Consider the following 6123-nt stretch of genomic DNA (forward strand, 5'->3'; position numbering starts at 1 on the left):
TTTCAGCTTTAAGCTATATGCTTTAGGCATTATGTTAATTCTTTTTGGGTTTTATAGCGTACAGCTTACCGCTTATAGTAGTCTATAATTCTTGATAACGGAATGAGAGTTTGTATTTTATCAGCTTTTAAGACACGTGCTATCCCTGCGCTTACAGCTTACAGCATAAAACTTATAGCTAATAACCACCAACAAAAAAATAAAGTTGCGGGGATTAACCCAAAGAGCTGTTTGTGATTAAAGTCCTTTTCTCAAACTGTTATAAACAAAAAAAGCACCTATCTTTCGATAAGTGCTTTATAAAAAAAGGCGGCGACATACTCTCCCACAAAGATAGTAGTACCATCTGCGCTAACGGGCTTAACTGCTCTGTTCGGAATGGAAAGAGGTGAGCCCCGCTGCTATAACCACCTTAAGCTTTTGAGCCGGTTGTTTTATTAAATACTCAGTACTCACTACTAAATACTATCCACTAAACACCCAGCTACTAATAAGGTAACATATTGAAAAAACAAAGAAAGACAAACAAACTATTTATACACTGCAAAAAGGTTTTACCTTCTCCCCACAAGTAAACTTGGGGGAGAAGAATACATAAGCTAAACGGGTTATTAGTACTACTCGGCTATGACATTACTGCCTTTACACCTATAGCCTATCAACCCCGTAGTCTACGGGGACCCTTTAAAGAAATCTCATCTTGTGGTGGGTTTCGCGCTTATATGCTTTCAGCGCTTATCCCTGCCAAACGTAGCTACTCTGCGATGCTCCTGGCGGAACAACAGATACACCAGAGGTTTGTCCAACTCGGTCCTCTCGTACTAGAGTCAGATCCACTCAAATTTCTTACGCCCACTGTAGATAGAGACCGAACTGTCTCACGACGTTCTGAACCCAGCTCGCGTGCCACTTTAATGGGCGAACAGCCCAACCCTTGGGACCTTCTCCAGCCCCAGGATGTGACGAGCCGACATCGAGGTGCCAAACCCCCCCGTCGATGTGAGCTCTTGGGGGAGATCAGCCTGTTATCCCCGGAGTACCTTTTATCCTTTGAGCGATGGCCCTTCCATGCGGAACCACCGGATCACTATGCTCTACTTTCGTACCTGATCGACCTGTATGTCTCTCAGTCAAGCTCCCTTATGCCATTACACTCTACGCACGGTTACCAAGCGTGCTGAGGGAACCTTTAGAAGCCTCCGTTACTCTTTTGGAGGCGACCACCCCAGTCAAACTACCCACCAAGCATTTTCCCCCAATAAATGGGGTTAGGCTTTAAACAAGTAAAGGGTGGTATTTCAACAATGGCTCCACGATACCTAGCGATACCGCTTCAAAGCCTCCCACCTATCCTACACATCACTTGTCCAAAACCAATACTAAGCTATAGTAAAGGTTCACGGGGTCTTTTCGTCCCACAGCGGGTAATCGGCATCTTCACCGATACTACAATTTCACCGAGCTCATGGCTGAGACAGTGTCCAGATCGTTGCACCATTCGTGCAGGTCGGAACTTACCCGACAAGGAATTTCGCTACCTTAGGACCGTTATAGTTACGGCCGCCGTTTACCGGGGCTTCATTTTAGCGCTTCTCTAATGATAACGCCTCCACTTAACCTTCCGGCACCGGGCAGGTGTCAGGCCATATACGTCATCTTTCGATTTAGCATAGCCCTGTGTTTTTGATAAACAGTCGCCTGGACTCTTTCACTGCGGCCCCCAAGTAAACTTGGGGGCGACGCTTCTCCCGAAGTTACGCGTCTATTTTGCCTAGTTCCTTAGCCATGAATCTCTCGAGCACCTTAGAATTCTCATCCCAACTACCTGTGTCGGTTTACGGTACAGGCTGCTTTAATCGCTTTTCTTGGAAGCAGGGCAGATAGCTATCACCGCCGCCGTAGCTTAAGTGTACTATCCCACAATCACTCGTGGTTCAACGTACTATTCCGTCAGTACGCGCTATCCTTCCGACTCCGTCGCTTTTAATTTAAAGCAGGTAGCAGAATATTAACTGCTTGTCCATCCACTACCCCTTTCGGGTTCGCGTTAGGTCCTGACTAACCCTCAGCTGATTAGCATAGCTGAGGAAACCTTAGTCTTTCGGTGGACGGGTTTCTCGCCCGTCTTATCGTTACTTATGCCTACATTTTCTTTTGTAACAAATCCAGCATACCTCGCAGTACACCTTCAGCTTCGTTACAATGCTCCCCTACCACTTTGTACTTTAAGTACAAAATCCATAGCTTCGGTAGTATGTTTATGCCCGATTATTATCCATGCCGAACCGCTCGACTAGTGAGCTGTTACGCACTCTTTAAATGAATGGCTGCTTCCAAGCCAACATCCTAGCTGTCTAAGCAGTTCAACCGCGTTTGTTCAACTTAACATACATTTGGGGACCTTAGCTGATGGTCTGGGTTCTTTCCCTCTCGGACATGGACCTTAGCACCCATGCCCTCACTGATTAAAAGCATTTTATAGCATTCGGAGTTTGTCAGGAATTGGTAGGCGGTGAAGCCCCCGCATCCAATCAGTAGCTCTACCTCTATAAAACTAAATAATCGCTGCACCTAAATGCATTTCGGGGAGTACGAGCTATTTCCGAGTTTGATTGGCCTTTCACCCCTACCCTCAGGTCATCCCAAGACTTTTCAACGTCAACGGGTTCGGTCCTCCACTTTGGGTTAACAAAGCTTCAACCTGCCCAAGGGTAGATCACTCGGTTTCGCGTCTACCAATACCAACTTTGTAGCCCTATTAAGACTCGCTTTCGCTACGGCTCCTCTCTTTAAAAAGATTAACCTCGCTGGCAATGGTAACTCGTAGGCTCATTATGCAAAAGGCACGCCGTCATCCCGATAAATCGAGACTCCGACCGCTTGTAAGCGTATGGTTTCAGGGTCTGTTTCACTCCCTTGTTCAGGGTTCTTTTCACCTTTCCTTCACAGTACTGGTTCACTATCGGTCTCTCAGGAGTATTTAGCCTTAGCGGATGGTCCCGCCAAATTCATACAGGGTTTCTCGTGCCCCGCACTACTCAGGATACCACTATCGATAACTATATTATTACTTGTACCGGGCTGTCACCGTCTACGGCCAAGCTTTCCAACTTGTTCCAATTCTGCAAGCATCGAATATCGCGGTCCTATAACCCCAATAGATCCGTAAACCTATTGGTTTGGGCTCCTGCACGTTCGCTCGCCGCTACTAGCGCAATCACTGTTGTTTTCTTCTCCTCCGGGTACTTAGATGTTTCAGTTCTCCGGGTTCGCCTCCTTGCGGATACTACACCTTCAATGTAGTGGGTTGCCCCATTCGGATATCTACGGATCAATTCGTGTGTGCCGATCCCCGTAGCTTTTCGCAGCTTATCACGTCCTTCATCGCCTCTGAGAGCCTAGGCATCCCCCATACGCCCTTAATAAGCTTATGTCTTTTACCTAATTTGCTCTTTACTATCTCTAGTAAATTATTATAATGTATAAATCCTATTTCCTTATCTAAAAAAAANAAAAAAAATAGGTGTTCTCTCGTATTCTTTATTCTTTCAATATGTCAATGAACGTTTCTATTAGTAATGAGTAAATAGTAGTGAGTAATGAGTAATTCTCAATACTCAATCCTTAGTACTCTATACTAAAAATTGTGGAGAATATCGGAGTCGAACCGATGACCTCCTGCGTGCAAGGCAGGCGCTCTAGCCAGCTGAGCTAATCCCCCATATACTAGTAGTTAGTACATAGTAGTTAGTAGTTAGATACAACTACTACTCAACTTCTAGAATTTCCTTTCAATTTGTAATGAACTTGTTTAGTTAAAAACNTAAAATCTTCCAATCCTAAATTTTTAATCACTTCGTAGTCTCAGGCAGACTCGAACTGCCGACCTCTACATTATCAGTGTAGCGCTCTAACCAGCTGAGCTATGAGACTGCATTTTTTATATGCATTTTATATTGCGCAATAAGTATATCAAAAACTCTATACACTATACAAAATTTACAATAAAATAATTGACAGATATTAAGACCAAACAGCAATATCTTAAGCTTCCTAATAAAAAAGCTCTCAAATATTGCGATACATATAAATATGTATGCTCTAGAAAGGAGGTGTTCCAGCCGCACCTTCCGGTACGGCTACCTTGTTACGACTTAGCCCCAATTACCAGTCTTACCCTAGGCGGCTCCTTGCGGCAACCGACTTCAGGTACCCCCGGCTTTCATGGCTTGACGGGCGGTGTGTACAAGGCCCGGGAACGTATTCACCGCATCATGGCTGATATGCGATTACTAGCGATTCCAGCTTCACGCAGTCGAGTTGCAGACTGCGATCCGAACTGTGATAGGGTTTGTAGATTCGCTCCTTCTCGCGAAGTGGCTGCTCTCTGTCCCTACCATTGTAGCACGTGTGTGGCCCAGGACGTAAGGGCCGTGATGATTTGACGTCATCCCCACCTTCCTCGCGGTTTGCACCGGCAGTCTGGCTAGAGTTCCCGACATTACTCGCTGGCAACTAACCACAGGGGTTGCGCTCGTTATAGGACTTAACCTGACACCTCACGGCACGAGCTGACGACAACCATGCAGCACCTTGTAATCTGTCCGAAGAAAATCCCCTTTCGGGGACTGTCAGACTACATTTAAGCCCTGGTAAGGTTCCTCGCGTATCATCGAATTAAACCACATGCTCCACCGCTTGTGCGGGCCCCCGTCAATTCCTTTGAGTTTCATTCTTGCGAACGTACTCCCCAGGTGGGTCACTTATCACTTTCGCTTAACCACTCAGACCGCAATTAGTCCGAACAGCTAGTGACCATCGTTTACGGCGTAGACTACCAGGGTATCTAATCCTGTTCGCTACCTACGCTTTCGTCCATCAGCGTCAGTATATTATTAGTGATCTGCCTTCGCAATCGGTGTTCTGAGTAATATCTATGCATTTCACCGCTACACTACTCATTCTAACCACTTCATAATAACTCAAGACAATCAGTTTCAATGGCAATTCTATCGTTAAGCGACAGACTTTCACCACTGACTTAACTGCCCGCCTACGGACCCTTTAAACCCAATGATTCCGGATAACGCTCGGATCCTCCGTATTACCGCGGCTGCTGGCACGGAGTTAGCCGATCCTTATTCCCAGAGTACCGTCAAACCACTACACGTAATGGCGATTCTTCCTCTGTAAAAGCAGTTTACAACCCATAGGGCAGTCTTCCTGCACGCGGCATGGCTGGATCAGGATTGCTCCCATTGTCCAATATTCCTCACTGCTGCCTCCCGTAGGAGTCTGGTCCGTGTCTCAGTACCAGTGTGGGGGATCTCCCTCTCAGGACCCCTACCCATCGCTGCCTTGGTAAGCCGTTACCTTACCAACTAACTAATGGGACGCATACTCATCTATAACCACCTAAGTTTTAATTGCTAACCGATGCCGGTCTGCAATACTATGGGGGGTTAATCCAAATTTCTTCGGGCTATACCCCTGTTACAGGTAGATTGTATACGCGTTACTCACCCATCCGCCGGTCGTCATCAGAGTGCAAGCACTCTATGTTACCCCTCGACTTGCATGTGTTAGGCCTGCCGCTAGCGTTCATCCTGAGCCAGGATCAAACTCTTCATCGTTGTTTCTTAAATATTTTACAATACCTAAAAACATCCTTATCGGAATTTATCGTGTTTCTATCTCTAAAAACAAGACTCAAAATATGCTATTTAGCCTTAATTCAATTTCTGTCAATATATCAATGAACTTCTCAAAAAAACTTCTTCTCTAAAAAGTCTTTATCTCGTTAAAAACAAAGGAGTCGAACCCTATAAAACACCTCTTTAAAAATGCTTGCCAATCCCGGCTTTTTTATTCTGAACTTCTTAGCGCGTTTTGCGGGTGCAAATGTAAAACTTATTTTTAATATAACAAGCTTTTTATTTTATTTTTTTAGAAAAAATTTTCTCCCCTAAAAATCCCAAAAACATCATCCTTTTAATGAACTAATATGCCCGAAAGCGGGTGCAAATATACAACCCTTTTTCTTTCCTAAACAAACCTTTTTTGAAATAAATTTAAACTTTTCTTAATTGCTATCTAAAATGCCTGAAAATCAAAGTGAAAGAT

General features: G+C 44.8%; 2 tRNA genes and 3 rRNA genes. All 5 read right to left on the bottom strand.

What is annotated here, in order from left to right:
• Positions 1 to 304: 304 nt before the first annotated feature.
• Positions 305 to 415 (bottom strand): 5S ribosomal RNA (gene rrf / locus FKR84_RS13150).
• 175 nt (positions 416 to 590) lie between these two features.
• Positions 591 to 3434 (bottom strand): 23S ribosomal RNA (locus FKR84_RS13155).
• A 213-nt stretch (positions 3435 to 3647) separates the two neighbouring features.
• Positions 3648 to 3721, bottom strand: a tRNA-Ala gene (locus tag FKR84_RS13160).
• 138 nt (positions 3722 to 3859) lie between these two features.
• A tRNA-Ile gene (locus FKR84_RS13165) sits at positions 3860 to 3933 on the bottom strand.
• Positions 3934 to 4105: 172 nt separating this feature from the next.
• Positions 4106 to 5633 (bottom strand): 16S ribosomal RNA (locus FKR84_RS13170).
• Together the 16S, 23S and 5S rRNA genes with 2 tRNA genes alongside form the textbook arrangement of a ribosomal RNA operon.
• Positions 5634 to 6123 lie beyond the last annotated feature (490 nt).

It is taken from the genome of Haloflavibacter putidus (assembly GCF_006546625.1).
GTDB lineage: Bacteria > Bacteroidota > Bacteroidia > Flavobacteriales > Flavobacteriaceae > Mesonia > Mesonia putida.